Source organism: Pseudomonas sp. S07E 245 (assembly GCF_019599025.1).
GTDB classification, from domain to species: Bacteria; Pseudomonadota; Gammaproteobacteria; order Pseudomonadales; family Pseudomonadaceae; genus Aquipseudomonas; species Aquipseudomonas shirazensis.
On record NZ_CP080625.1, the window covers coordinates 4,237,666 to 4,262,189 of the forward strand.

A 24,524-nucleotide genomic window follows, 5' to 3' on the forward strand; every position below is an offset into this window, starting at 1 on the left:
ACTCGGAGAACTGTTTTTATATACAGTACTCCGAATGCGCAGCCAATGCCATGACCGCCCGGCGCTCAGTTACTCGCTGGGCTTTTTCAACTTGGGGTTAGGGAAAAACTGCACCGTCTGCACCTTGACCGGCTCAGCCTTGACCGCCTGTTGATTGACCCGTGTGCCCAGCTCCTTGGGCACCGACAGGCCCTGCTCGTTGAGCGTATCGGTAAACCCGCAGGCGACGCACTCTCGGTGCGGTACGCCGTCTTCGCTCCACATGGTCAAGCGATCCGGCTCGCTGCACGCCGGGCAGACCGCCCCGGCGATAAAGCGTTTTTTGGTCTTGCTCACAGGCACCTCACTCATGCCGCTGCATCCTCGCTCAAGCCGCAGTGACGCAGCAGGGCATCGATCGACGGCTCGCGCCCACGGAAGTCGACAAACAGTACCATCGGCTCACGCGAACCACCGCGGGCGAGGATCGCCTCACGGAAGGCGCGGCCGGTTTCGGCATTGAGTACGCCTTCTTCTTCGAAGCGCGAGAAGGCATCAGCCGACAGCACTTCGGCCCATTTATAGCTGTAGTAACCGGCAGCGTAACCGCCGGCAAAGATGTGCGCGAAGCTGTTCGGGAAGCGGTTGTAGGCCGGCGGACGCATCACCGTGACTTCATCACGCACGCCTTCCAGCACCTCCAGCGCGCTGCGACCGTCGCCATGGGTGGCGTGCAGCTCGAAATCGAACAGCGAGAACTCGAGCTGGCGCACCATCATCATGCCGGACTGGAAGTTCTTCGCTGCGAGCATCTTGTCGAGCAGGTCCTGCGGCAGTGGCTCGGCGGTCTCGAAGTGGCCCGAGATCAACGCCAGGCCCTCGGGCTCCCAGCACCAGTTTTCCATGAACTGACTTGGCAGCTCGACCGCATCCCAAGCCACACCGTTGATGCCGGATACGCCGGCATGCTCGATGCGGGTCAGCAGGTGATGCAGGCCGTGGCCGAATTCGTGGAACAGAGTGGTGACTTCATCGTGGGTCAGCAGCGCCGGCTTGCCAGGCGCGGCCGGGGTGAAGTTGCACACCAGGTTGGCCACCGGGCTCTGCAGGCTGCCAGCCTCGGTACGGCGGCGGTCGCGCGCGCCGTCCATCCAGGCCCCGCCACGCTTGTTGGCGCGGGCATAAAGGTCGAAGAAGAAGCGCCCGACGTGCTCGCCGTTCTCCTTGATCTCGAACAGGCGCACGTCCGGGTGCCAGCTGTCGAAGCCCTTGAGTTCGGCGATTTCGATGCCGTACAGGCGCTGGACGATGGCGAACAGGCCAGACAGCACCTTGTCGATCGGGAAGTAGGCACGCAGGGTTTCCTGCGAAACGCTGTAGCGCTGCTCGCGCAGCTTCTCGCCGAAGTAACCGACGTCCCAGCTGGCCAGTTCAGGGCAGCCTTGCTCGGCAGCGTAGGCCTTGAGCTGTGCCAGGTCCTGCGCGGCAAACGGCTTGCTGCGCTTGGCCAGGTCCCGCAGGAAGCTCAGCACCTGGTCGCTGGACTCAGCCATCTTGGTCGCCAGGCTCAGCTCGGCGAAGTTCGGGTAACCGAGCAGCTGCGCCAGCTCCTGACGCAGGTCGAGGATCTCGTTCATGACCGGGCCGTTGTCGAACTGGCCAGCGTTCGGGCCTTGGTCCGAAGCGCGGGTGCAGTAAGCGGCGTACAGTTCTTCACGCAGGGCGCGGTCGTTGGCGTAGGTCATCACCGCGTAGTAGCTGGGGAATTCCAGGGTGATCAGCCAGCCATCGAGGCCCTTGGCTTGCGCAGCGGCAGCCATCTGCGCCTTGGCCGATTCGGTCAGGCCGGCGAGGGCGGCTTCGTCGCTGACGTGCTTGCTCCAGGCCTGGGTGGCGTCGAGCAATTGGTTGGAGAAGCGGCTGCCCAGCTCGCTGAGCTTGCTCTGCACTTCGGCATAGCGCTGCTGTTTGTCCGCCGGCAGGTCGATACCCGACAGGCGGAAGTCACGCAGGGCGTGCTCGAGGATGGTCTTTTGGGCGACGTCGAAGGTCGCCGACTCGGGGCTGTTGGCCAGGGCTTCATAGGCCTGGAACAGCTCGCGGTTCTGGCCCATCTCGGTGGAGTAGGCGCTCAAGGCCGGCAGGCACGACTCATAGGCCTCGCGCAGCTCGGCGCTGTTGCACACCGCATTGAGGTGGCTGACCGGGCTCCAGGCCGCGCCGAGGCGGTCGTTGAGTTCGTCCATCGCCAGCACCAGGCCAGCCCAGGTAGGGTGCTGGCCCTGGCTTTTGAGAATTTCAGCGATGGCTTTACGGTTATCGGCAAGGATCTGTTCGATCGCCGGCAACACGTGTTCGGCACGGATTGCCGAGAAGGGCGGCAGATCGTAGGACTGCAGAAGCGGGTTGTTCGCACTCACGGTTTGGATACCTTGGCAGGAGAAACATGGGACCATCTTAATTACAATCGACGCCGTCCGCAGCAGGCAGCCCGCCTATTGGCATTCAAGAGAGGCGCTATCATGGCCATTCGTAGCTTTCAGCAACACACTCCGATAGTTGGACCCCGGGCCTTTGTCGACCGTTCGGCGGTGGTGCTGGGCGACGTGCAGATCGGCGAGGACAGCTCGGTATGGCCGCTGACCGTGGTGCGCGGCGACATGCACCGCATCCGCATCGGTGCGCGCACCAGCGTGCAGGACGGCAGCGTGCTGCACATCACCCATGCCGGCCCGTTCAACCCGGACGGCTTCCCACTGATCATCGGCGACGAGGTGACCATCGGTCACAAAGTCATGCTGCATGGCTGCACCCTGGGCAATCGCATCCTGGTCGGCATGGGCAGCACCATCATGGATGGCGCGGTGGTCGAGGACGAAGTGATCATCGGCGCCGGCAGCCTGGTGCCGCCGGGCAAGCGCCTGCAAAGCGGTTACCTGTATGTCGGCAGCCCGGTCAAACAGGCGCGGGCACTGACTGACAAGGAGCGGGCGTTTTTCCCGTACAGTGCCGCCAACTACGTCAAGCTCAAGGACCTGCACCTGGCCGAAGGCTACGACCGCCCGGAATGACGCCTTCGCGGCGCCCATCCGCACAACCGAGAGACTCCATGCACCAGCAGACCATTCTTTTCGACCTGGACGGCACCCTGACCGACCCGCGTCTGGGCATTACCCGTTCGATCCAGTACGCCCTGGCCAAACTGGGCATCGACGAGCCGGACCTGACCCGCCTCGAACACTTCATCGGCCCGCCCTTGCTGCAGGCCTTCATGCAGTTCTACGAGTTCGACGAGGCCAAGGCCTGGCAGGCGGTGAACTTCTACCGCGAGCGCTTCAAGGTCACCGGGCTCTATGAAAACAGCGTGTATGCCGGCGTGCCCGAGCTGCTCCAAGCGCTCAACGAGCAAGGCCGCACGCTGTATGTAGCCACCTCGAAGCCGTGGGAATTTGCCCGCGAAATTGCCCGCCACTTTGCCTTCGACCATCACTTCAAAGTGATCTACGGCAGCGAGCTGGATGGCACGCGCACCAACAAGGTCGAGCTGATCGCCCACCTGCTCGAGCAGGAAGGCCTCGACCCGGCGCATACCCTGATGATCGGTGACCGCAAGCACGACCTGATCGGCGCGCGCAGCAACGGCGTGCAGGCCGTGGCGGTGGGCTACGGCTTCGGCAGCCGCGAAGAGCTGACGGCAGAAGCGCCAGCCTTCCATTTCGAAACGCTGGCTGAACTGCATCAGGCGTTTATCAGGGCCTGATCGGCTTCGCCGACGGCTGCGCAAGCTTGCCCAGCTCAGCTTTACGCTGCGCCAGGGGCAGCTTGCCCAGCTGTTCAACCGCCTGATAGAACCGCGGCCAATCCCTGCCGACCTGCTGGAACATTGCCGCAAAGGCCGGCACCCATTGGTCATAAAGGCCGAAGGGCAACAGCTTGGCATTGCTCATTGGTGCGTAGATCCAGGCGTCATAGCGTTTGTCGCCCGCCCATTGACCATCGCGCAGCTGCCGGTACTCGGCGCGCAGACGGGCAAACTCGGCTTGCTTGGCCGCTCGCTTGGCGGCATCGGACAGTTGCCCCGCGTAGAGCTGCTGCAATCGCTCACGGCTATCGAGCACCAACTGAATGAACTGCTCGCGTTGCCGTGAAGTGTCTTCGCCAACCGCTGCAAGGCCACGGGCGGCGCGCCATTGCCGCGTGCCCTGTTGCTCGACAAAAGTGGCAAAGGATTCGTTGAACTCGGTGTCGTCCTTCACGTAGAAGCGCTGGTGCGCCAGCTCGTGAAAGATCAGCGAAGCCAGCCGCTCGTCACCCCAGCCAAGCATCGACGACAGCAGCGGGTCATCGAACCAGCCCAAGGTCGAGTAGGCTTCGACACCGCCGACATACACGTCCAGCCCTTGCTGGCGCATCAACGCCGCCGCACCGCGCGCTGCGCCTTGGCGGTAGTAACCGCGATAGGCCACGCAGCCGGCAATCGGGAAGCAGTGGGTGATCGGCTGCAGCGACAGCTCAGGCGTGGCGAACACATTCCATACCACGTACGGCCGGCCCAGATCGGCATACACCCGGTAGCTGCGGTTATCCGGCAGCTTCAGCACATCGCTGGCAAACACTCGGGCCTTCTCGGCGTGCTCAAGCCGCTCGCGCAACACCGGATCTGTCGCCGGGTCGCGCAGCAGCTGCTCGACCGGCTGGCGCGCACGCAGCAACTGCAATTGGCCCGCGGCCAGTTGGCTGTAGTAACTCACGCTGCTGCAACCGCTCAGCAGAACAAGCGCCAGTACGGGAACCAAAGGTGAGAAAACGCGGTCGAGTGCCCCAAGGCCTGAGCGCTGACTAAAAAGATCGCAAAGCATCGCCGCTGTTCATCTCGCTCAAGGTTGTGCAAAGCCACAGACTATCTCGCCAAGGGGGAGTATCGCCATGCGTGCACCGATAGCCATCGGCGCCTTACTGCTGTTGTCAGGTTGCTCGACCCTGCCCGATGCCGACCCGAGCAAAGCCTGGGTCGACCTCGAACCGAGCGATGACACGGCGCTGCATGCCGTGCAGGTCGACGAGCGCGACTGGCAAGACAACCGTTACTTCGAGGTCGAGCCCGGCAAGCATGAGCTGACCGTGCGCTATCAATTCCCGGTAGCGCCGAGCAACATTGGCCCGGTGGCCGAGCCGCTCTGGCGCGACTGTCAGCTGAATGTCGACTTCAAGGACTTCAACGCTGGCCAGCGCTACAGCCTGCAAGCAGGCAGCATCGGCTTCAGGCCGTGGCTGAAACTCTACGATGAGCAACAAAAGCTGGTAGGCCAGGGTGCACCGGCGGGCTGCCAACGCAGCTGATGGCGACGATTGGCGCTATGCTCAAGGCTTGTAACCTGCAAGTGGGAGTTCCACCATGCGCCAGCCCATGATGCTGATCGCCCTGAGTACACTTGGGGCCTGCGCCAGCCCCTTGCCCCCCGTTGACCCAAAACAGGCGTGGGTCGACCTCTACACCATGACCCCCGGCAAGGTGATCATGGCTGACCGCCTCGATGGCAAGCGCCTCGACGACGGCCGCTACTTTCAGGTACCCCCCGGCCAACACGAGCTGAGAGTGCGTTTTGACTATGAGCTCAGTGGCGGGCTGTTCACTACTGACCCTACCCAGCGCACCTGCTACCTGACCGTACGGTTCGACAACTTCGAAGCCGGCCAGCGCTATCGCCTGGAGGCCAGGGCACCAGCCATGCAGCCGCAGGTGTACCTCTACGACACCAGTCGCAAAGTGTTGGTGGATGAGCCCAGCGACGTGTTTTGCATCCCATAAAGAAAATGGGGCTGCTCGAGTCCGAGCAGCCCCATGGCATCAACCGTTACTGATCATTCTTTTGATAAATGATCTTCTTGCTGCCACCTTCACAGCTGCCCACCACCATGTTCTGGTCGGTGACCTCACTGTTGGCAACAATCTCCAGGGTGTAGGAGGCTACGCCTCGGGCCTGGATCTTCGCTTCGATTTCAGCTTTGAGCTCTTCGCAGGGCTTCACTGCAGCTAACGCAGAAGTAGCGAGCAGCGAAGCCAGCAGGGCGATTGCAACGCGAATCATGGGACGGCTCCTGGAGCGGCAGGCCAACTGCCGACAATCCTTAGACTACAACAAACCGCCCCAGTTGCGCCGCCTCAGCCCTCCAGTGTGGCGTCGAGGCTGATCTGCGCATTGAGCACTTTCGACACCGGGCAACCGGCCTTGGCCTTGTTGGCGATCTCGGTGAACTGCTCTTGGCTGGCACCTGGCACCTTGGCCTTGAGGATCAGGTGCACGGCGGTGATGGCGAAGCCGTCGTCCTGTTTGTCGAGGGTGACTTCGGCGGTGGTGTCGATGCGCTGTGCGGTCAGGCCAGCCTCACCGAGCATCATCGACAGTGCCATCGAAAAGCAGCCGGCGTGGGCAGCGCCGATCAGTTCTTCAGGATTGGTGCCGGGGGTGTCTTCAAAGCGGGTATTGAAGCCATAAGGGTTCTGCTTGAGCGCGCCGCTCTCGGTGGACAGCATGCCTTTGCCATCCTTCAGACCACCTTGCCATACCGCTGATGCTGTCTTTTTCATGGTGTCCCCTGAACATTTGCTTGCGTGTAGGTAAAGATTGAGAGGACACCACCTACGGCAAGTTCAGAACAATCCGCAGGCAAACATTGAATACATCGAATCTGCCCATACAGAGTCTACAAGGCTAACGCCCTTTACTTTTTTGCGGAGGCAGCGATGACGCAGTTGCGTGATCTGAAGATTTCAACCCTCGACCTGGTCCCGGTACGCGCCGACGCCGGCCCAGCCCAATCCCTGCACAATTCACTGGACCTGGCGCGCCACGTCGAACGCTTTGGCTACAACCGCTTCTGGGTGGCTGAACACCACAACATGGACGGCATCGCCAGCTCGGCCACCTCGGTGCTGCTCGGCTACCTGGCCGGCGGCACCTCGACCATCCGTGTCGGCGCCGGCGGGGTGATGCTGCCCAACCACGCACCACTGGTGATCGCCGAGCAGTTCGGCACCCTCGCCAGCCTCTATCCCGGTCGTATCGACCTTGGCCTGGGGCGTGCGCCCGGCTCTGACCAGATGACCGCCCGCGCCCTGCGCCGCGAGCGCTCGGGCAGCGCCGACGACTTCCCAGATGATGTCGAAGAACTGGTGCGCTACCTCGGCCCACGCACGCCTGATCAAAAAGTGATCGCCGTGCCGGGGTATGACACCGAGGTGCCGATCTGGCTGCTCGGTTCCAGCCTGTTCAGCGCCCAGCTGGCTGGCATACGCGGCTTGCCTTACGCCTTTGCCTCGCACTTTGCGCCGCGCTACATGCATGAGGCGATTCGCACCTACCGTAATCACTTCAAGCCGTCGACGGTGCTCGACAAGCCCTATGTGATGCTCGGCGTGCCGATGGTGGTCGCTGATACCGACGAGACAGCCGAGTATCTGGCGACCTCGGTATATCAACGAATCCTCGCACTGATGCGTGGCCAGAGCCTGATGCAGCGCCCACCGGTGAGCACCATGGACGGCCTGTGGCTGCCCCATGAGCGCGAAGCGGTGATGAGTTTCCTGGGTCTGGCGATGATCGGCAGCCCGCAGAAGGTGCGGGCCAAGGTAGAGGTGCTGCTGGAGCAGACCGGTGCTGATGAGCTGATCTTCACCTGTGACCTTTACGAGCACGCCGACCGCATCCGGTCGTACGAACTGCTCGCGCAGGCGCTCAAGGCCGACTGAGTGCAGATGCGATTGGGGCCGCTTCGCGGCGGTCCGGCGTCCCGGTAAACCCGCTCCCACAGGCGCTGCAGATCCCTGTGGGAGCGGTTTACCGGGACGCCGGACCGCCGCGAAGGGCTGCAGAGCAGCCCCAATTGGCCATTACGCAGGCAATATTACTTGCGCGTGTAGACGATTTCCTTGGTGCCGCCCTCGCAAGAGCCCACCACTTTGCCCGCTGGATCACCCTTGTCGATGATCTCCAGCGTGTAACCACTGACCCCTTTGGCATCCAGCTTCGCCGCAATCTCTGCCTTGAGCTCCTCGCACGGTTTGCCTGCGGCCATGGCACCACCGGCCAGCATCAGCAAACCCATCGCCATCAGTAGCTTGTTCATCGATCGCTCTCCTTGTTCAGATCAATCAAACAGGGCGCAACGCGCGCCCCTGAACTGTATTACCCCATCCCGCACGGACACTCTAGCCCGGTAGTGTTTCAACTCTCGGCAATACGGAAGCCAACCTTCAAGGTGACCTGGAAGTGCGCGACCTTGCCATTCTCGATATGGCCGCGGGTTTCGGTGACTTCGAACCATTCCAGATGCTTGAGGCTCTTGCCGGCCTCGGCGATAGCGTTGTTGATGGCGTCCTCTACACTGGTCGTGGAAGACCCAACCAGCTCGATTTTCTTGTACGTACGATGCTCAGACATTAGCGCGTTCCTCGAGTGATTACCGCAGATGAGCCTAGCAGTGCAGGCCTGATTTACCTGCGAGCGGTCAATTCGAGAAAAAGTTCGATCGCACTTTTGCCGCGCGGCACAGTCGCACTAGTTACTGCCACTTACCATTGCGAAGGAGAGTCAACATGGCCCGCAACACCCTGCGTAAGACATCGCTGCAAAGCATGGAAGCCGAGATCGAGAGCCTCCTCAACACCCTCGAGACGCTCAAGAATGACGCCTCCGAAGAATCGCAAAAGTCCCTCAAGGCCATTCGCGGCAACGCCGAAAACGCCCTGAAACACTCGCGCAGCGTCATCAGCGACGCCTATGACGAGGTCAAGACCCGCACCCGTCAAACCGGCATCGCTACCCGTGACTACGCCCAAGAGCACCCATGGACTGCCGCCGGCGTTGCCGTTGGCGCACTGGGCCTGCTGGCGGCTTACCTACTGACAAAACGCAACTAAGCCATCTGCTCCAGCTCGCGGCGCAGCCACTGCGCCAGTTGCTCGGCGCGCCCATCTGCGGCGCGCCGCGGCACCCACAGCGCCAGCGCGGCGTTGGTGGGCGAGAACCCCCAGGGTGCAATCAAACGCCCGGCACGCAAGTCGTCCGCTACCAACGGTTGCGGTGCAATCGCCACGCCCAGGCCTGCCACGGCCGCCTCCAGCAAATAATACAAATGCTCGAACGCCTGCCCCAGCTGTAGCTCGCCCGTGCTCAGGCCATGCTGCGCCGCCCAGGTAGGCCAGGCTTGTGGTCGCGAGGTGGTGTGCAGCAACGCTTGCTGCAGCAATGCTGCCGATGGGGCGTTGCGCAGGCTCTGCGAGCCGGCAAAGTGCGGGCTGAGCACCGGGCCGATGCGCTCTGCAGCCAGGACATGGACCTGCATATCTGCCGGCCACGGCGGCTCGGCGTACACCAGCAGCGCATCCAGCCCCGGGCGGCGCGGATCGAGGTCGCCTTCACCCGCCGACAGGTGCAGGCGCAGCGCCGGCAGCTCGGCATTCAGTCGCCCGAGCCTGGGGATAAACCAGCGCGCCAGCAGGCTGCCCGAGCAGCCCAGCACGAACGGTGCTTCGCTGACATCCCGGCTTAGCTCGGCACACACGCCGCGCAGGCGGTCGAAGGCATCGACACTGGCATCGCGCAGGCGCACGCCGGCATCTGTGAGTTTGACGCCACGCCCATCCTTGACGAACAACGCCACCCCAAGATGCTCTTCCAGCACCTTGATCTGCCGGCTGACCGCGCCGTGGGTCACGTGCAGCTGCTCGGCGGCCTGGCTGACGCTGTTCAGCCGGGCGGTCGCTTCAAATGCCCGCAGAGCATTCAGGGGAGGAAGGTCGTGGCGCATAACCTGTGAGATTTCCTGACATGTTTGCGCAATCTTATCGGTTTTCAGCCGAGCGCAGTGAAGTTAGAGTAAAGCCCATCAGTCATCCATATCGCCTTGGAGCGCTCCATGACCCAGACCCAATTCCGCGCTGGCCCCGACGCCGACGGCCTGTTCGGCTCGTTCGGTGGCCGCTACGTGGCAGAAACCCTGATGCCGCTGGTGCTGGACCTGGCCCGCGAATACGAAGCGGCCAAGGCCGACCCGGCGTTCATCGAGCAGCTGGCGTACTTCCAACGTGATTACATCGGCCGGCCCAACCCGCTGTACTTCGCCGAGCGCCTGACCGAGCACTGCGGCGGCGCGCAGATCTACTTCAAGCGCGAAGAGCTCAACCACACCGGCGCGCACAAGGTTAACAACTGCATCGGCCAGGTACTGCTGGCCAAGCGCATGGGCAAAAAACGCCTGATCGCCGAAACCGGCGCCGGCATGCATGGTGTCGCCACCGCAACCGTGGCTGCCCGTTTCGGCCTGCCGTGCGTGATCTACATGGGCGCCACCGACATCGAGCGCCAGCAAGCCAACGTGTTCCGCATGAAGCTGCTGGGCGCCGAGATCGTTCCGGTTACCTCCGGCACCGGCACCCTCAAAGACGCCATGAACGAAGCGCTGCGCGACTGGGTCACCAACGTCGACGATACCTTCTACCTGATCGGCACCGTTGCTGGCCCGCACCCCTATCCTGCGATGGTGCGCGACTTCCAGTCGATCATCGGCAAGGAAACTCGCGCCCAGATGCAGGAAAAACAAGGCCGTCTGCCAGACAGTCTGGTGGCCTGCGTCGGTGGTGGCTCCAACGCCATGGGCCTGTTCCACGAGTTCCTCGATGACGCCAGCGTGCAGATCATCGGCGTTGAAGCCGGCGGCCATGGCGTCGACACCGACAAGCACGCCGCCAGCCTCAACGGCGGCGTACCGGGCGTGCTGCACGGCAACCGCACCTACCTGCTGCAGGACGGCGACGGTCAGATCACCGATGCCCATTCGATTTCGGCAGGCCTGGACTACCCCGGCATTGGCCCGGAGCATGCCTTCCTGCACGAAGTGAAGCGGGTCGAGTACGTCAGCATCACCGACGACGAAGCGATCGATGCGTTCCACGCCACGTGCCGTCTGGAAGGCATCATCCCGGCGCTGGAAACTGCCCACGCCCTGGCTGAAGCCATCAAGCGCGCGCCGACCCTGCCTAGCGACCACTTGATGGTGGTGTGCCTGTCCGGCCGTGGCGACAAAGACATGCAAACCGTGATGAACCACATGGCCGCCCAGGAGAAACAGGCATGAGCCGTCTCGAACAACGCTTTGCCGACCTCAAGGCCGAAGGCCGCTCGGCGCTGGTCACTTTCATCACTGCCGGCGACCCTGGCTACGACACCTCACTGGCCATCCTCAAGGGCCTGCCAGCCGCCGGTGCCGACGTGATCGAGCTGGGCATGCCGTTCACCGACCCGATGGCTGACGGCGTGGCGATCCAACTGGCGACCTTGCGCGCCCTGGACGCCGGCCAGACCCTGGCAAAAACCTTGCAGATGGTTCGCGAGTTCCGCGTCGACAACCAGACCACGCCAATCGTGCTGATGGGTTACTACAATCCGATCCACCGCTTTGGCGTAGAGAAGTTTGTTGCCGAGGCCAACGAGGCTGGCGTTGACGGCTTGATCATCGTCGACCTGCCGCCTGAGCACGACGCCGAGCTGGCCACCCCGGCGCAGGCCGCGGGTATCGACTTCATTCGCCTGACTACACCAACCACCGACGATGCGCGCCTGCCGCGCGTGCTCGAGCGCAGCTCGGGGTTCGTCTACTACGTCTCGGTGGCAGGCGTCACCGGTGCCGGTTCTGCTACCAGCGAGCACGTCAGCGAGGCGCTGGCGCGTCTGCGTCGCCATACTGACCTGCCGATCAGCGTCGGCTTTGGTATCCGCACCCCTGAGCAAGCAGCGGCGATCGCGCGCCTGGCTGAAGGTGTGGTGGTTGGCTCGGCGCTGGTCGACAAGATTGCCAACGCCAGCAGCAACGAGCAGGCCGTCAACGATGTGCTGAGCCTGTGCTCGGCGCTGGCTGAAGGCGTACGCTCGGCTCGTCGCTGAGTTGACCTGGGCCACTCGCGCTGCTGCAGCGCGGATGGCCCTGCTTCACTCCTCGAAGATCGACAGGTCCAACGGTCGTAAAGCGCCCATCCAGATCGCATGATCACGGTGATCGGCCAGCTCATCGCCAGTCAGCGGGTGCAGAAACACCACCAGCCCGCGTCGATATAACGCCAACCACGGCAGCACCACGCCCACCACCTCCGGCGCAAACGCCAGCTGGCAGCTCCAGTCCGGGTGCGGCCCTACTGGCTTCTGATGCATGCGCCCCATGCTCACGGGAAACAGCCGTGTCGCCTCCTCGCACAGCTCCCGCGCCTGCTCCATGCTCTGCGCGTCGTAATAGACGTGCGCGTGGTAACCCTTGATTCTCTGCACGATAGCTCCTGATTACGCTTCCACCGCCACCGCCGGCAAGGCAGTGATGCAATGAAAAGATAGCCGAGACCGCAGAGCAGCCCAACCTCTTAACGGTTGCGCTCTTGCTCCAGCCAATCCACAAACCGCTCGATCAACGCCCCACGGCGCTTGCGCGGCGGTAATACCACGTAATACCCGCGGTCCGAGCGCAAACTCCCCGCCAATGGCCGGCACAACAACCCTTGTTCCACCAGCCCGTCCACCAAATGCCCCCAGCCAATCGCCACGCCTTGCCCGGCAATCGCCGCCTGAATCAGCAGCGTGTAGTTATCAAAGCGCAATTGCCCAGCCGGCGCTGGGCTGGACACGCCAAAGCCGCGAAACACCCCCGCCCAGTCAAACCAGCGGCTGGCCTGCTCGCCCTTCAAATGCAGCAACGGCAACCGTTGCAAAGCCGAGGCTGACAAGGGTTTGCCATCAGTCATCCGCGGGCTGCACACCGGGAAAACCTCCTCATCGAACAACCAGCGGCTCTCCCCCTGATGGAAACGCCCATCGCCGAACAGCACCGCCACGTCGATGTCAGGGCGCAACATGCCCTGACTACGTTCACCGGTCACCAGGCTTACATCCACCTGTGGATAAGCCTCATGAAAGCGCTGCAGCCGCGGCATCAGCCAGAATGCTGCGAAGGCAAAGTCAGTGGCCACCTGCAGCACCTCGCGTTGACCGCGGCCGCTGGCCTGGGCGATGCCGTCATCCATCGCCTGCAGGCCCTGGTGCACCTGTTCGAACAACAACTGGCCGGCTTCGGTGAGCTCAATGCCCCGATAAATACGGTCGAACAGGCGCGTGCCAAGAGTTGCTTCCAGGCGCTTTACCTGCTGACTGACTGCCGGCTGGGTGGTGCCAAGCTCCAATGCAGCGGGGGTAAAGCCACGCAGGCGCGCGGCCGCTTCGAACACGCGCAAGGTATCCAGCGACAGCGCGGCAAGGTGCTCAAACATAAGCTCAGCTAATCCCAGTCATTGCCCGCCATGGGCTTTACCCATGTTATCGGAAGTCGCATCTTGAAAGGCACGCGGATCGTATAACCCTCGACAATGGAAGCCAATATGACGCGCCCGAATATCCTGTTCATCATGGCCGACCAAATGGCCGCACCCCTGCTGCCAATCTATGCCCCTTCGCCTGTGCAGATGCCTCATCTGAGCCGGCTGGCGGAACAGGCGGTAGTGTTCGATTCAGCCTACTGCAACAGCCCATTGTGCGCGCCGTCCCGCTTCACGCTGGTCAGCGGCCAACTGCCCAGTCGCATCGGCGCCTACGATAATGCTGCCGATTTTCCCGCCGATGTACCGACCTATGCGCACTACCTGCGCCGCTTGGGTTACCGCACTGCGCTGTCAGGCAAAATGCACTTCTGCGGCCCAGACCAGCTGCACGGTTACGAAGAGCGGCTGACCAGCGACATCTACCCAGCCGACTATGGCTGGGCGGTGAACTGGGACGAACCGCACGTGCGTCCGAGCTGGTTCCACAACATGTCTTCGGTGCTGCAGGCGGGGCCGTGCGTGCGCACCAACCAGCTGGATTTCGACGAAGAGGTGGTGTTCAAAGCGCGCCAGTACTTGTACGACCATGTGCGCGAGAACGATGGGCGACCGTTCTGCCTGACGGTGTCCATGACCCACCCGCACGACCCCTACACCATCCCCAAGCGATATTGGGACCGCTATGAGGGTGTAGATATTCCGATGCCCACCGGGCTCAGTCAGGCAGAACAGGACCCCCACTCACAGCGCCTGCTGAAGGTTTATGACCTGTGGGACAAGCCGCTACCTGTGGATAAAATTCGCGATGCCCGCCGAGCCTACTTTGGCGCCTGCAGCTACATCGACGACAACATCGGCCAGCTGCTGCAGACCCTGGAGGAGTGCAACCTGGCCGACGACACCTTGATCGTGTTCTCCGGCGACCACGGCGACATGCTGGGCGAGCGAGGCCTCTGGTACAAGATGCACTGGTTCGAGATGTCGGCGCGGGTTCCGCTGCTGATCCATGCGCCCAGGCGCTTTGCTGCAAGCCGGGTGAGCGCCTCGGTATCAACCTGTGATCTGCTGCCGACATTGGTAGAGCTGGCCGGTGGCGCTGTGGATAAAGACCTGCACCTTGACGGCCGCTCACTGCTCGGCCATCTGCAAGGGCAGGGCGGTCACGACGAAGTGATCGGCGAATACATGGCTGAGGGCACGGTCGGCCCACTGATGATGATCCGCCGCGGGCCATACAAGTTCGTGTACAGCGAAGACGACCCCTGTCTACTCTATGACCTGAGCCGCGACCCGCACGAGCGGGAGAACCTCACGGGCAGCCCGGACCACCAGGCGCTGCTGCAGGCGTTTATCGATGAAGCACAAGAGCGCTGGGATGTCCCCAGCCTGCGCCAGCAGGTACTGGCCAGCCAGCGCCGCCGCCGGCTGGTCGGCGCAGCGCTCGCCATCGGCAAGCTGAACAGCTGGGACCATCAACCCTGGGTAGATGCCAGCCAACAGTACATGCGCAACCACATCGATCTCGACGACCTCGAGCGCAAGGCACGTTACCCACAGCCCGCACCCCTGGATTGAGAAGAGAGGCCGCCATGCACATGTTCTCCACCGCCGTACTTGCCCTGGCTCTGGGCGTTGCCACAGCCAACGCAGCCGACAGCGACGCGCAATGCAGCACCGTAAAACTAGCCGACCCTGGCTGGAGTGATATTGCCTCGACCAACGCAGTAGCCCGGCTGCTGCTGGAAAGCCTGGGCTACCAGGTAAAAGTAGATAGTCTGGCCGTGCCGATCATCTACGGCGGCCTCAAGGATGGGAGGGTCGACGCCTTTCTTGGCAACTGGATGCCGGCGCACCAGAGCTTCCATGACAAGTTCGTCGCCAACGGCGATGTCCAGCAGCTGTCACGCAACCTGGAAGGAACCGAGTTCACCCTGGCAGTGCCCGACTACGTGTGGAACGCCGGGGTCAAGAGCTTCGCTGACCTGCAGAAACACGCCGACCAGTTCGACCACAAGCTGTACGGTATCGGCTCCGGCGCCCCAGCCAATCTCTCGTTGAAAGAAATCATCGACAAGAATGAATTCAACCTTGGTCAGTGGAAGCTGGTGGAATCCAGCGAGCAGGCGATGCTGGCCCAGGTCGATCGGGCGATCAAGAAACAGCAGTTCATCACCTTTCTTGGCTGGACCCCGCACCCGATGAACGTGAAACTGAAGATGCATTACCTGACCGGCGGGGAGAAGTGGTTCGGCAGCAAAGGCGAGGTATACACGCTGACCCGCAAGGGTTATCCACAAGCGTGCCCGAATGCGGCGAAGCTGCTGGGGAATCTCAAGTTCACACTGGACATGGAAAACAGCATCATGGCCCAGGTTGTGGATAACAAGATCAGCTTCGATCAAGCGGCCAAGGCATGGGTGAGAGCGCACCCCGAATCGCTGGACGAATGGTTGCTCGGCGTGACCACCAAAGCCGATAGCAATGCGCTTGAGGCAGTCAAAGCCAAGCTCTGAACGACCCCAAAAAACTGGGGCTAGGCGCTATAGCCGGGATGCCCCACTGCGATGAATCTCGGCGAAATCTAAGGATTGTGGACAACTCATGCACCGCCTCAGTCACCTGCTGCCTTTCCTCAAGTGGCTGCCCCGGCAAACGCCGCGCAGTATGCGCCAGGACCTGCTGGTCGGCCTGAGCGGTGCCATCCTCGCCTTGCCGCAATCCATCGCCTACGCGCTGATCGCCGGCCTGCCGGCCGAGTACGGCCTGTACGCGGCCATCGTGCCGGTGATCATCGCCTGTCTGTGGGGATCTTCGTGGCACCTGATCTGCGGCCCGACCGCTGCCATCTCGATCGTGCTGTATGCCAGTGTCAGCCCGCTGGCCGTCAGTGGCAGCAGCGACTACATCAGCCTGATCCTGCTGCTGACGTTTCTAGCCGGCGCCTTCCAACTGGTGCTCGGACTGGCGCGCTTTGGCGCACTGGTCAATTTTGTCTCGCACTCGGTGGTGCTCGGCTTCACCCTTGGTGCGGCTGTGGTCATTGCCCTGGGGCAACTGCCAAACCTGCTCGGCATCGAACTGGTGAGCCAGGCCACCGCGCTGAAAACCCTGCAGGATCTGCTCAGTCACGCTGGCGAAATCGACCTGCCAGCGCTGACGCTGGGCTTGGCGACGTTGCTGCTTGGCCTGCTGCTGAAGCTTTGGCGGCCGCGCTGGCCGAGCCTGTTGATAAGTCTGCTGCTGGTCAGCCTGGTCGCCTGGTTGCTGCCGCAATGGTTTGGCCAGGTGGCGCGGGTGCCGGCGTTCAGCGGCCAGCTACCACCCTTGAGCCCGTTGCCATTGCTGGATTTCGAACTGATCCTGCACTTGCTGCCAAGCGCCGTGGCGGTGGGCATGCTCGGCTTGGTCACCAGCCTGTCGATTGCCCGCTCGCTGGCGTCGCGCTCCGAGCAAATGATCGATGCCAATCAGGAAATCCGCGCCCAAGGCCTGTCGAACATGGTCGGCAGCGTATTCTCCGGTTACCTCTCGTCCGGCTCATTCACCCGCTCGGGCTTGAGCTACGATGCGGGCGCACGTTCGCCGCTGGCCGGGGTGTTTTCCGCGCTGTGGTTGGCGCTGTTCGCAGTGACCGGCGCCGGCCTGATTGCGCACCTGCCGATCCCGGCCATGGCCGGCAGCATTTTGCTGATCTGCTGGGGTTTGATCGATGTGCGCGGCATCCGCGCGCTGTTTCGGGTCAGCCGCGCCGAGTTTCTGGTGATGGCCCTGACCGCTATGGCAACGCTGCTGCTGGAGCTGCAGACCGCGATCTATGCCGGCGTACTGGCCTCGCTGTTCTTCTACCTCAAGCGCACCTCACAGCCCCGCGTGCTGCAAAGCCGCGAAGGCGAGACAGATGTACTGCGGGTGGGTGGGTCGATCTTCTTTGGCGCAGCGCACTACCTGCAAGTGCGCCTGCAACGCTGCCAGGGGCCGCATGTACTGATCGATGCGCGGCAGGTCAACTTTATCGACTATTCGGGCGTTGACATGCTCCACCGTGAAGCGCGGAGGCTGATGCGTAATGGCGGTAGCCTGACGCTGCAGCGGGCAAGGCCGCAGGTGGTCGAGGAATTGCAGAAGCTGGAAGGGACGCAGGCGTGTCCAATACGCTTTGAGGATTGATTGGGACTTCAGGATGCTGGGGGGACCGCGTCAGACTGGCTGGACACGGTCAGTGTAGGAGCGGCCTTGTGTCGCGAAAGGGCTGCAAAGCAGCCCCGACATTCTCAAACCCCACACAATTTGAGACCCTGCCCGATCCCCGGCCTAGGCCTCAGCCCCGCGCCAACTGGCGACGCAGCTCATCCAGCACTGGCGCTGTATCCGGCCGCACCCCACGCCAGATGAAGAACGCCTCGGCCGCCTGTTCGGCGAGCATGCCCAGGCCATCGAGTACCTTGGCTGCCTGCAGGCGAGTCGCCCACTGGCAAAACGGGGTCGGCTCCTTGCCGTACATCATGTCGTAGCACACGGTGCGGCCAGCTTCGACCAGGCTGTCGGCAATCGGCGGCATCTGCCCGGCAAGGCTGGCCGAGGTGGCGTTGATGATCACATCTACCGGCTCGCTGAGCCAGGCAAAACCACTGGCCACCACCGGCCCTAGCGCATCGAACTCATGCGCCAGCCGCTCGGCCTTTTCTTCCGTCCGGTTAGCGATCACCAGCGCCTGCGGGTTATGCGCCAGAATCGGCTCGAGTACACCGCGCACTGCGCCGCCCGCACCAAGGATGAGGATGCGCTTGCCCTTGAGCTCGACCCCGGCGTTTTGCGTGAGGTCGCGCACCAGACCGGCGCCGTCAGTGTTGTCACCTTGCAGGCTGCCGTCGGCCAGCTTGGTCAGGGTGTTGACCGCGCCGGCGCGCTGGGCACGCTCGGTGAGACTGTCGCACAGGCGGTAGGCTTCTTCCTTGAACGGCACGGTGACGTTGGCACCCTGGCCTTGCTTGAAGAAGCCGCGAGCGCAGTCGCTGAACTCGTCCAGCGGCGCCAGCAGGGTGTTGTATTCAATGTGCTGGCCGGTCTGATCGGCAAACAGGCGGTGGATCAGCGGCGACTTGCTGTGGCCGATCGGGTTGCCGAAAACGACGTATTGGTCCATGGCGCTTCCTCGGTTATCCACAGGGCTTACTGGCCAAGCCAGTCGCGGTCTTGCAGGTAGTAGTCGGTCAGGCGCGCTTCTTCGCTGCCTGGCGCCGGCTTCCAGTCATAGCCCCAGCGCACTTGCGGCGGCAGCGACATCAGGATCGACTCGGTACGCCCACCCGATTGCAGGCCGAACAAGGTGCCACGGTCGTACACCAGGTTGAACTCGACATAGCGCCCACGGCGGTACTCCTGGAATTCGCGCTGCTCAGCGGTATAAGGCGTGGCCTTGCGCCGCTGCACGATCGGCAGGTAGGCGTCGATATAGGCATCGCCGATCGCCCGAATGAAGGCGAAGCAGGTGTCGAAGTCCCACTCGTTGAGGTCATCGAAGAACAGCCCACCAATGCCACGCGGCTCGCCGCGGTGCTTGAGGTGGAAGTAGCGGTCGCACCAGGCTTTGTAACGCGGGTAGACGTCGGCGCCGAACGGCGCGCAGGCCTGCTCGGCGACGCGGTGCCAGTGCACGCAGTCTTCCTCGTTGCCGTAGTAGGGGGTGAGGTCAAAGCCGCCGCCAAACCACCAGACTGCCTCTTCGCCTTCTTTTTCGGCGATGAAAAACCGCACATTGGCGTGCGAAGTCGGCACATGCGGGTTATGCGGGTGGATCACCAGCGACACCCCCAGCGCCTCGAAGCCGCGCCCGGCCAGCTCTGGCCGGTGAGCACTGGCCGACGGCGGCAGGCCGCTGCCGAACACGTGGGAGAAGTTGACCCCGCCTTTCTCGATCAGCGCGCCGTCCCCGATCACCCGCGTGCGCCCGCCACCACCGGCTTCGCGCACCCACGCGTCCTCGACGAAGCGGGCGCCGCCGTCTTCGCGTTCGAGGGCAGAGCAGATGCGGTCTTGCAGGTCGAGCAGATAGGCCTTCACGGCCTCGGTGCGGCTGGTCATCGGGGTCACCTGGGAGGAGCAGGGAAGAATTCGCCGCGTAGCATACCACCGGCAACCGGCGCGTCGCAGTTGACGGCAGTCAAGCAAAGGCGTCCGATAGAAGGCCTGCATCCAATCCGACAACAGGAGTGCGAGATGGCCCAGCGTATCCAGTTCAGCCAGCATGGCGGCCCCGAAGTACTGCAACTGGTCGAGTTCAACCCGGCCCCACCCGGCCCGCAGCAGGTTCGTGTGCGCAACCAGGCTATCGGCCTGAACTTCATCGACACGTATTTCCGCAGCGGCCTGTACCCACCGCCAGCACTGCCCTCGGGCCTGGGCACCGAAGGTGCCGGCATCGTCGATGCGGTCGGCGAAGGTGTCACCCGGCTCAAGGTCGGCGACCGCGTCGCCTACGTCGGCGGCCCGCTGGGCGCCTACAGCCAAGTGCACACGCTGCCCGAAGCCAACCTGGTCAAACTGCCCGACAGCATCAGCTTCGAGCAGGCTGCCGCAGTGATGCTCAAAGGCCTGACCGTGCAGTACCTGCTCAAACAGACCTACGCCGTGCAGCCGGGCGAAGTGATCCTGTTCCACGCCGCAGCTGGTGGGGTTGGCTCGCTGGCGTGCCAGTGGGCTAAAGCGCTGGGCGCCAAGCTGATCGGCACGGTCAGCTCGGCGGAAAAAGCCGAGCGGGCCAAGGCCCTCGGCGCCTGGGAGACTATCGACTACAGCCACGAAGACGTCGCCAAGCGCGTGCTTGAGCTGACTGACGGCAAAAAGGTTGCGGTCGTATACGACGGCGTTGGCGCCGATACCTGGCTGACCTCGCTGGACTGCCTACAGCCACGCGGCTTGATGGTCAGCTTCGGCAACGCCTCCGGCGCGGTCAGTGGCGTCAACCTGGGCATTCTGGCGCAGAAGGGTTCGCTTTACGTGACCCGGCCGACCTTGGCCACTTACGCCAACAACGCCGAAAACACCCAGGCCATGGCCGATGACCTGTTCGCCATGATCGCCAGCGGCCAGCTGACGGTGGATATCCAGCAACGCTACCCGCTCAGCGAAGCGGCCAAGGCGCAGAGCGAGCTGTCGGCGCGGCGCACGGTCGGCTCGACGGTGCTGTTGCCCTGAGCTGCGGGGCCGCGGAGCGGCCCCAATACAGCCAGCACCGGGCGTCAGGTCAACGACATCCTCTCGCTCAATGTCCCGGATTCGAAGCTGTCGAGTAAAGACTCAACCACACCCTCAGCCGCTTCCACCGCGTGCAGGTTGGCCCAGTACAGGCCACGGCCTTCTTCGCGCATGTGTTCCATGGCTTGCATACCGGTTTCATAGGCACAGCGCAGGTGCAGCGCTACGTGGACCAGAGCGTCTTCGATGGGGATGTTTGGGTTTACTGAGAAAAGCGGAGGATGGCCGGCTTCGCAGCGGCCGAAGGGGTGGGCGGTGGTGGAGCTTTACCGCTTCAATTCACTACCACGTGAATTGGGTGGCGGCGATACGCGAGGTGGTAGACCCGGGCATTTTCCAATCCAGGCAGGCTCGAAAGCCTCCCGCGCACAGCCGCCATAGACTGTCATGGAAAAAAAGCACCTGGGCTACCACACCCGATCGCAGAATTATTCAGCGACGATGTGAAGCCTAGAGGCATGAGTTCCCACTGAGCAGGTGATGGCATACGACAGCGTGCGTAGGATATTTCGCTGAATGCGATCCGCACAGCCTTTTGGTAAAAATCAGAAATATCCTGCACATGACTGAGTAATGCTGGGCAACAGTCTGCGGACTCACGAATTCGGTACCAGCCAGAAATGCTGGGGCGCTACGCTCCGTTGGTTCGGCCGTACTGCTGCCCTGAGTGATTGGGGCCGGCTAACGGCCCCAACGTCCTGCACAGCGGGTGTCAGGTGAGAGACATGCGCTTGTCCAGGGTGCCAGCCTCGAAGTTGTCGAGCAGCGAGTCGACCACACCTTCAGCCGCTTCCACTGCATGTAGGTTGGCCCAGAACAGGCCGCGGCCTTCTTCGCGCATATGCTCCATGGCTTGCAGGCCGGTTTCGTAGGCACAGCGCAGGTGCAGTGCGACGTGGACCAGAGCGTCTTCGATGGGGATGTTTGGGTTTACCGAGTAAAGCGGAGGATGGCCGGCTTCGCAGCGACCGAAGGGGTGACTCGTGGTTAGTGGGAGAGAGGCGGATCAGGTACAAGCTTCTTGGTCATGGGGTTTTCTCTAATCAATCGCCGCTACAACTCGTTACCACGCGAATTGGTGGCAGCTATACGCAGGGTGGTAAACCGGAGAGATACCCCAAGACCCGGCAGGCTAAAAGCCTCCCGCGCACAGCTGCCATGACTGACATGGGGAATCATCATCTCCGGGTTACCACACCCGATCGCTGAGTTATTCAGCGACGATGTGAAGCCTAGAGGCATGAGTTCCCACTGAGAAGGTGATGGCATTCTACAGCGTGCGTAGGATATTTCGCCGAATACGATCCGCACAGCCTTTTGGTAAAAATCAGAAATATCCTGCACATGGCCTGGTAGTGCTGGGGGCGCTACGCACCCCTTTCGCGACACAAGGCCGCTCCTACAGGCACCGCGTAAGCAGGTAGCACGCGGTGCCTGTAGGAGCGGCCTTGTGTCGCGAAAGGGCTGCAAAGCAGCCCCGGCAGACTCGAGCCAGACGCTCACCCCGCCCGCACCACCTCGCCAGTGGCCAGATCACGAATCACACTCGGATTCTTCCGCCCGCCCAACAACCCGCCCAGCACCAGATCCAGATCTCCCCGGAAATACTGCTCCACCCGCAAGCGACTCTTCGCTGCCGGCCGTCCACCGGGGTTGGCCGAAGTGGAAATCAGCGGCCCAACCAGCGCGCAAAGCTCGCGCACCTGTGGATGATCAGTGACGCGCAGGGCAACGGTGTCGTGCTGGCCGGTGACCCACTCCGGCAACATGCCCTGATGCGGTACCAGCCAGGTGTTTGGGCCAGGCCAGGTGTCGGCCATGCGCTTGATCCAGTCTTCGGGGAAGTCTTCGAACAGGAAGTCGAACTGCTCGATGCTGTCTGCCACCAGAATCAGGCCTTTATCCACAGGCCGCGACTTGAGCGCGAGCAGGCGGTACACCGCGTCTTCGTTCCAGGGGTCGCAGCCCAGACCCCAGACTGCTTCGGTCGGGTAGGCAATCACCGCGCCCGCGCGAATTTCCCGTGCGGCTTGCTGCACACGCCAACTGCTGACCATTGTTGTTACTCCGAATTACGCTGACCTGCAGTTTACTCAGCCAGACCGCGCAAACCAACGCCCAGCTTGATTGCTGACGCGGCCTTCCAGCTCCAACTCGGTCAGGCTGGCGAGCACCTGCGCCAGCGCCTGCCCGCTGCTGCGGGCCAGCCCTTCGCTGGTTTGCGGTGCAGCGTGGAGCAAGGCGAGCAGGGGGTGGGCGGGTTTATCCACAGCCACCGGCGGCAGGTTTTGCCAACCGCGCAGGCTGTCGAGGATCTGCTCGACGCTTTCCACCAGCAGCGCGCCATCACGAATCAACTGGTGGCAGCCCTTGGCGCCGGGGTGATGGATCGAGCCTGGGATGGCGTACACCTCGCGGCCTTGCTCGGCCGCCAGACGGGCGCTGATCAGCGAGCCGCTGGCTGTACCGGCCTCGACCACCAGCACACCGAGCGACAAACCACTGATGATCCGGTTGCGACGGGGGAAGTTGCCAGGCAGTGGTCCGGCGTCCAGCGGGAACTCTGAAACCACTGCACTACCACGCTCGATCATCTCCTGCGCGAGGGCTTTATGGCGCTGTGGATAAAGTTTTTCAAGACCCGTGCCAAGCACCCCGATTGTGCTGCCTTGAGCGTCCAGCGCAGCCCGATGAGCGGCGCCGTCTACGCCCAGCGCCAGGCCGCTGGTGATGGTAAAACCGGCGCGGGCGAGGCAGCGCGAAAAAGCCGCGGCGTTGTCCAGCGCCGGCGGCGAAGCACGCCTGCTGCCGACGACAGCCAGCTGCGGGCGCTCGAGTATTTCAACGTTGCCGGCCACAAACAGCAGCGGCGGGGCATCGTCGATTTCGCCCAGCAGAGGCGGGTAGCCAGGCTGGTCCCACATCAGCAAATGCTGGCCCGGACGCTCTAGCCAGGCCATTGCAGCGCTGGCACCATCGCGCACTTCTGGGCTGCGCCGAGCCTCGCAGGCCGCGGCAGTCAGCCCCAGCGTGCGCCAGGCAGTTGCCGGTGCACTGAGCGCCGAGGAGGCGCTGCCAAACGCCTCAATCAGTGTCAGAAAACGCCGCATACCGACGTCAGGCAAGCGATGCAGGCGCAGCCTCGCCTCTAATTCAGCAGGTGGACAGTCAGACGAAAGGGGAACGGGCATGGCTGATCATCCTTGATCGACAAAGGGTCATGCAGATGGCACAACCTGTGGATAACTGTGTTGATAAGAGTTTTATAACCTGTCAACAGATTCGGCTATAAGCGCCGTTCTGAAACCCTAGCTGACCTTTGCTACGTGCTGAATCGTGCGTTTGCCTTTATTATGTGTGTTCAGTTTTCAACCGACCGCACAGTGACTGCCTGACCCCTATGGCCATTTTGAACATTCTCGAATTCCCGGACCCGCGCCTGCGTACCATTGCCAAACCGGTGACGGTGTTTGACGACGCCTTGCGCCAGCTGATCGACGACATGTTTGAAACCATGTACGAAGCGCCTGGCATCGGCCTGGCCGCGACGCAGGTCAACGTCCACCTGCGCCTGGTAGTGATGGACCTGAGCGAAGATCGCAGCGAGCCACGGGTGTTCATCAACCCCGAGCTCGAAGAGCTGACCGACGACATGGGCCAGTACCAGGAAGGTTGCCTGTCGGTGCCGGGCTTCTACGAAAACGTCGATCGCCCTCTGCGCATCCGGGTCAAAGCCCAGGATCGCGATGGCAAGCCGTACGAGATGGAGGCCGAAGGCCTGCTCGCGGTGTGCGTGCAGCACGAGCTGGACCACCTCAACGGCAAGCTGTTTGTCGACTACCTGTCGCAGCTCAAACGTGACCGGATCAAGAAGAAGCTGGAAAAGCAGCACCGCCAGAACGCCTGATCCCCCACCTTGCAGAAGGCTTGCTCC

The 24,524-nt window shown here is 62.6% G+C and carries 27 protein-coding genes and 2 pseudogenes; 13 read left to right on the forward strand and 16 right to left on the reverse strand.

Features of this window, described 5'->3' with window-relative positions:
* Positions 1 to 69: 69 nt before the first annotated feature.
* Both K3F44_RS19480 and prlC read right to left on the reverse strand, forming a co-directional pair.
* Positions 70 to 351 (reverse strand): YheV family putative zinc ribbon protein, encoded by a 282-nt coding sequence (locus K3F44_RS19480; protein WP_101322733.1) that lies wholly within the window; start codon positions 349 to 351, stop codon positions 70 to 72.
* Entirely contained in the window at positions 348 to 2,399 is a 2,052-nt protein-coding gene (gene prlC, locus K3F44_RS19485; RefSeq protein ID WP_150572338.1) for an oligopeptidase A, read from the reverse strand. Before prlC ends, K3F44_RS19480 begins: the two co-directional genes overlap by 4 nt.
* A 102-nt stretch (positions 2,400 to 2,501) precedes the next feature.
* Between prlC and K3F44_RS19490 the strand changes: the two genes are divergently transcribed.
* Both K3F44_RS19490 and K3F44_RS19495 read left to right on the forward strand, forming a co-directional pair.
* Positions 2,502 to 3,050: a gamma carbonic anhydrase family protein gene (locus tag K3F44_RS19490; protein ID WP_101322735.1), complete on the forward strand. Its 549-nt coding sequence runs from the start codon at positions 2,502 to 2,504 to the stop codon at positions 3,048 to 3,050.
* Positions 3,051 to 3,088: 38 nt separating this feature from the next.
* Complete coding sequence (locus tag K3F44_RS19495; protein WP_101322736.1) at positions 3,089 to 3,739, forward strand: HAD family hydrolase; 651 nt, start codon at positions 3,089 to 3,091, stop codon at positions 3,737 to 3,739.
* Here the strand turns inward: K3F44_RS19495 and K3F44_RS19500 are convergent.
* The gene (locus tag K3F44_RS19500) at positions 3,729 to 4,838 is read right to left on the reverse strand and encodes an aminopeptidase (protein WP_220632820.1); all 1,110 of its coding nucleotides are present in this window, start codon (positions 4,836 to 4,838) and stop codon (positions 3,729 to 3,731) included. The two genes, K3F44_RS19495 and K3F44_RS19500, sit on opposite strands and share 11 nt — an antisense overlap.
* 67 nt (positions 4,839 to 4,905) lie before the next feature.
* Between K3F44_RS19500 and K3F44_RS19505 the strand changes: the two genes are divergently transcribed.
* Both K3F44_RS19505 and K3F44_RS19510 read left to right on the forward strand, forming a co-directional pair.
* Positions 4,906 to 5,319, forward strand: a complete 414-nt coding sequence (locus K3F44_RS19505; RefSeq protein ID WP_181088456.1) for a hypothetical protein — start codon at positions 4,906 to 4,908, stop codon at positions 5,317 to 5,319.
* A gap of 55 nt (positions 5,320 to 5,374) precedes the next feature.
* Positions 5,375 to 5,788 carry a hypothetical protein gene (locus K3F44_RS19510; RefSeq protein ID WP_101322739.1) on the forward strand — a complete coding sequence of 138 codons (414 nt, stop codon included), beginning with the start codon at positions 5,375 to 5,377 and terminating at the stop codon, positions 5,786 to 5,788.
* Positions 5,789 to 5,834: 46 nt separating this feature from the next.
* Here the strand turns inward: K3F44_RS19510 and K3F44_RS19515 are convergent, their stop codons facing one another.
* Both K3F44_RS19515 and K3F44_RS19520 read right to left on the reverse strand, forming a co-directional pair.
* Complete coding sequence (locus K3F44_RS19515) at positions 5,835 to 6,068, reverse strand: DUF1161 domain-containing protein (RefSeq protein WP_101322740.1); 234 nt, start codon at positions 6,066 to 6,068, stop codon at positions 5,835 to 5,837.
* 74 nt (positions 6,069 to 6,142) lie between these two features.
* Entirely contained in the window at positions 6,143 to 6,568 is a 426-nt protein-coding gene (locus K3F44_RS19520; protein ID WP_220632821.1) for an OsmC family protein, read from the reverse strand.
* A gap of 156 nt (positions 6,569 to 6,724) precedes the next feature.
* On the opposite strand from K3F44_RS19520, the gene K3F44_RS19525 reads away from it, so the two are divergent.
* The gene (locus K3F44_RS19525) at positions 6,725 to 7,729 is read left to right on the forward strand and encodes an LLM class flavin-dependent oxidoreductase (RefSeq protein ID WP_150572340.1); all 1,005 of its coding nucleotides are present in this window, start codon (positions 6,725 to 6,727) and stop codon (positions 7,727 to 7,729) included.
* A gap of 155 nt (positions 7,730 to 7,884) precedes the next feature.
* Here K3F44_RS19525 and K3F44_RS19530 read toward each other — a convergent pair whose 3' ends face one another.
* Together K3F44_RS19530 and K3F44_RS19535 are read right to left on the reverse strand one after the other, a co-directional pair.
* Positions 7,885 to 8,106, reverse strand: a complete 222-nt coding sequence (locus K3F44_RS19530) for a DUF1161 domain-containing protein (RefSeq protein WP_101322743.1) — start codon at positions 8,104 to 8,106, stop codon at positions 7,885 to 7,887.
* Positions 8,107 to 8,204: 98 nt separating this feature from the next.
* Positions 8,205 to 8,420: a dodecin gene (locus K3F44_RS19535; protein ID WP_101322744.1), complete on the reverse strand. Its 216-nt coding sequence runs from the start codon at positions 8,418 to 8,420 to the stop codon at positions 8,205 to 8,207.
* A 155-nt stretch (positions 8,421 to 8,575) separates the two neighbouring features.
* On the opposite strand from K3F44_RS19535, the gene K3F44_RS19540 reads away from it, so the two are divergent.
* Positions 8,576 to 8,899: a YqjD family protein gene (locus K3F44_RS19540; protein ID WP_101322745.1), complete on the forward strand. Its 324-nt coding sequence runs from the start codon at positions 8,576 to 8,578 to the stop codon at positions 8,897 to 8,899.
* Here K3F44_RS19540 and K3F44_RS19545 read toward each other — a convergent pair.
* A complete protein-coding gene (locus K3F44_RS19545; protein ID WP_220632822.1) occupies positions 8,896 to 9,789 on the reverse strand; it encodes a LysR family transcriptional regulator in 894 nt (297 codons plus the stop codon). The two genes, K3F44_RS19540 and K3F44_RS19545, sit on opposite strands and share 4 nt — an antisense overlap.
* 108 nt (positions 9,790 to 9,897) lie before the next feature.
* Here K3F44_RS19545 and trpB point away from each other — a divergent pair, with 108 nt between their 5' ends.
* On the forward strand, positions 9,898 to 11,115 hold the full coding sequence (gene trpB / locus K3F44_RS19550; RefSeq protein ID WP_101322747.1) for a tryptophan synthase subunit beta: 1,218 nt from the start codon (positions 9,898 to 9,900) through the stop codon (positions 11,113 to 11,115).
* The gene (gene trpA, locus K3F44_RS19555) at positions 11,112 to 11,921 is read left to right on the forward strand and encodes a tryptophan synthase subunit alpha (protein WP_150572344.1); all 810 of its coding nucleotides are present in this window, start codon (positions 11,112 to 11,114) and stop codon (positions 11,919 to 11,921) included. The genes trpB and trpA overlap by 4 nt, the downstream gene beginning before the upstream one ends.
* 45 nt (positions 11,922 to 11,966) lie before the next feature.
* Here the strand turns inward: trpA and K3F44_RS19560 are convergent, their stop codons facing one another.
* Together K3F44_RS19560 and K3F44_RS19565 are read right to left on the reverse strand one after the other, a co-directional pair.
* The gene (locus K3F44_RS19560) at positions 11,967 to 12,299 is read right to left on the reverse strand and encodes a DOPA 4,5-dioxygenase family protein (RefSeq protein WP_101322749.1); all 333 of its coding nucleotides are present in this window, start codon (positions 12,297 to 12,299) and stop codon (positions 11,967 to 11,969) included.
* A gap of 89 nt (positions 12,300 to 12,388) precedes the next feature.
* Positions 12,389 to 13,288: a choline sulfate utilization transcriptional regulator gene (locus K3F44_RS19565; protein ID WP_101322750.1), complete on the reverse strand. Its 900-nt coding sequence runs from the start codon at positions 13,286 to 13,288 to the stop codon at positions 12,389 to 12,391.
* A gap of 108 nt (positions 13,289 to 13,396) precedes the next feature.
* Here K3F44_RS19565 and betC point away from each other — a divergent pair, with 108 nt between their 5' ends.
* The 3 genes from betC to K3F44_RS19580 all read left to right on the forward strand — a co-directional run bounded on the left by betC (position 13,397) and on the right by K3F44_RS19580 (position 17,503).
* The gene (gene betC / locus K3F44_RS19570; RefSeq protein ID WP_220632823.1) at positions 13,397 to 14,911 is read left to right on the forward strand and encodes a choline-sulfatase; all 1,515 of its coding nucleotides are present in this window, start codon (positions 13,397 to 13,399) and stop codon (positions 14,909 to 14,911) included.
* Between the two features lie 14 nt (positions 14,912 to 14,925).
* Positions 14,926 to 15,849, forward strand: a complete 924-nt coding sequence (gene choX / locus K3F44_RS19575) for a choline ABC transporter substrate-binding protein (RefSeq protein ID WP_101322752.1) — start codon at positions 14,926 to 14,928, stop codon at positions 15,847 to 15,849.
* Positions 15,850 to 15,937: 88 nt separating this feature from the next.
* Complete coding sequence (locus K3F44_RS19580; RefSeq protein ID WP_220632824.1) at positions 15,938 to 17,503, forward strand: SulP family inorganic anion transporter; 1,566 nt, start codon at positions 15,938 to 15,940, stop codon at positions 17,501 to 17,503.
* 151 nt (positions 17,504 to 17,654) lie between these two features.
* On the opposite strand, the gene aroE is transcribed toward K3F44_RS19580, so the two are convergent.
* Together aroE and hemF are read right to left on the reverse strand one after the other, a co-directional pair.
* Positions 17,655 to 18,479 (reverse strand): shikimate dehydrogenase, encoded by an 825-nt coding sequence (aroE, locus tag K3F44_RS19585; protein ID WP_150570272.1) that lies wholly within the window; start codon positions 18,477 to 18,479, stop codon positions 17,655 to 17,657.
* Between the two features lie 26 nt (positions 18,480 to 18,505).
* The gene (hemF, locus tag K3F44_RS19590) at positions 18,506 to 19,417 is read right to left on the reverse strand and encodes an oxygen-dependent coproporphyrinogen oxidase (protein ID WP_101322755.1); all 912 of its coding nucleotides are present in this window, start codon (positions 19,415 to 19,417) and stop codon (positions 18,506 to 18,508) included.
* Between the two features lie 135 nt (positions 19,418 to 19,552).
* On the opposite strand from hemF, the gene K3F44_RS19595 reads away from it, so the two are divergent.
* The gene (locus K3F44_RS19595) at positions 19,553 to 20,530 is read left to right on the forward strand and encodes an NADPH:quinone reductase (RefSeq protein ID WP_150570273.1); all 978 of its coding nucleotides are present in this window, start codon (positions 19,553 to 19,555) and stop codon (positions 20,528 to 20,530) included.
* A gap of 44 nt (positions 20,531 to 20,574) precedes the next feature.
* Here K3F44_RS19595 and K3F44_RS19600 read toward each other — a convergent pair.
* The 4 genes and pseudogenes from K3F44_RS19600 to dprA all read right to left on the reverse strand — a co-directional run.
* Positions 20,575 to 20,850, reverse strand: a pseudogene (locus tag K3F44_RS19600) (DUF3077 domain-containing protein); the annotation flags it as partial.
* Between the two features lie 452 nt (positions 20,851 to 21,302).
* Positions 21,303 to 21,619 (reverse strand): annotated as a pseudogene (locus K3F44_RS19605) (DUF3077 domain-containing protein).
* Between the two features lie 470 nt (positions 21,620 to 22,089).
* Positions 22,090 to 22,647: an L-threonylcarbamoyladenylate synthase gene (locus K3F44_RS19610; RefSeq protein WP_150572348.1), complete on the reverse strand. Its 558-nt coding sequence runs from the start codon at positions 22,645 to 22,647 to the stop codon at positions 22,090 to 22,092.
* Between the two features lie 36 nt (positions 22,648 to 22,683).
* Positions 22,684 to 23,781: a DNA-processing protein DprA gene (dprA, locus tag K3F44_RS19615; RefSeq protein ID WP_181088465.1), complete on the reverse strand. Its 1,098-nt coding sequence runs from the start codon at positions 23,779 to 23,781 to the stop codon at positions 22,684 to 22,686.
* A 209-nt stretch (positions 23,782 to 23,990) separates the two neighbouring features.
* On the opposite strand from dprA, the gene def reads away from it, so the two are divergent.
* A complete protein-coding gene (def, locus tag K3F44_RS19620; protein ID WP_101322761.1) occupies positions 23,991 to 24,497 on the forward strand; it encodes a peptide deformylase in 507 nt (168 codons plus the stop codon).
* Positions 24,498 to 24,524: the final 27 nt, after the last annotated feature.